Here is a 925-nt window from a genome sequence, read left to right as displayed (position 1 = left end):
AACCCAAGTGGGTCGTTGAAAAGGAACAGGCGCGCAAGGCGGCCGCGTCCGAAACTGTTTGGCTGTTTGGTTTGCACGCTGTGCGCGATGCGTTGGTGAATCCAGAGCGGCAGAAGCTGCGCTTGATTGTGACCCGTAACGCGCGGGACAAACTGACCGAAGCCATTGAGTTTGCAGGGATTGAGCCCGAGATGGTCGACCCGCGCAAATTCAACGCTCCGATTGATTCCGGCTCCGTCCATCAGGGCGCGGCGTTGGAAGTGAAGCCATTGGACTGGGGTGGTCTGGCCGAGAACTGCATCGGGCGCGAACATCCGCGCGTGATCCTGCTGGACCGCGTGACAGACCCGCACAATGTCGGGGCGATTCTTCGCTCGGCCGAAGTGCTGGGGGCCAGCGCGGTTATCGGAACGCGCCATCATTCGGCCCCGGAAACAGGGGCCTTGGCAAAAACCGCCAGTGGTGCACTGGAAAGGCAGCCCTATCTGCGCGTCCGCAATCTGGCCGATGCAATAGTCGCGTTGCAGGATATGGGCTTTCTGGTGCTGGGACTGGACGGCGAAGCGGACCTTACCATCGAGGCCACTTTGGAAGGCAAACTGGATCAACCAGTGGCTCTGGTGCTTGGGGCCGAAGGACCAGGTCTGCGCCAGAAGACCAAGGAAACCGTTGATCATCTGGTGAAAATCGACGCAGCGGGTGGGTTTGGGTCTCTGAACGTCTCAAATGCGGCCGCGATTGCCCTATATGCCTCAAGGCACAGATAAACAGGAGAGCACCATTTCCACGCCCTCGAAAATCGCCACCTGCTGCTATTGCGGAACCCGCGCGGCGCTGGTTCTAAAAGGAAAGCAGCGTCATGAGCTTAGTTGTTCAAGCTGCGGCGCCCCGCTGCACGACCTGAAGATGGTGCCCAAGCGCAAAC

1 protein-coding gene is annotated in these 925 nt (G+C 59.6%); it reads left to right on the top strand.

The features are described from left to right. Window positions 1-767 (top strand): 23S rRNA (guanosine(2251)-2'-O)-methyltransferase RlmB (rlmB, locus tag ACR0E6_RS21765; RefSeq protein WP_480587237.1); only part of this gene is annotated, 767 nt, incomplete at its 5' end. Between the last annotated feature and the right edge of the window lie 158 nt (window positions 768-925).

This window comes from Ruegeria sp. AP12, from assembly GCF_056540025.1.
The sequence above is the reverse complement of the archived record's forward strand: the minus strand, read 5'-3'. Positions and strand labels throughout refer to the sequence as shown.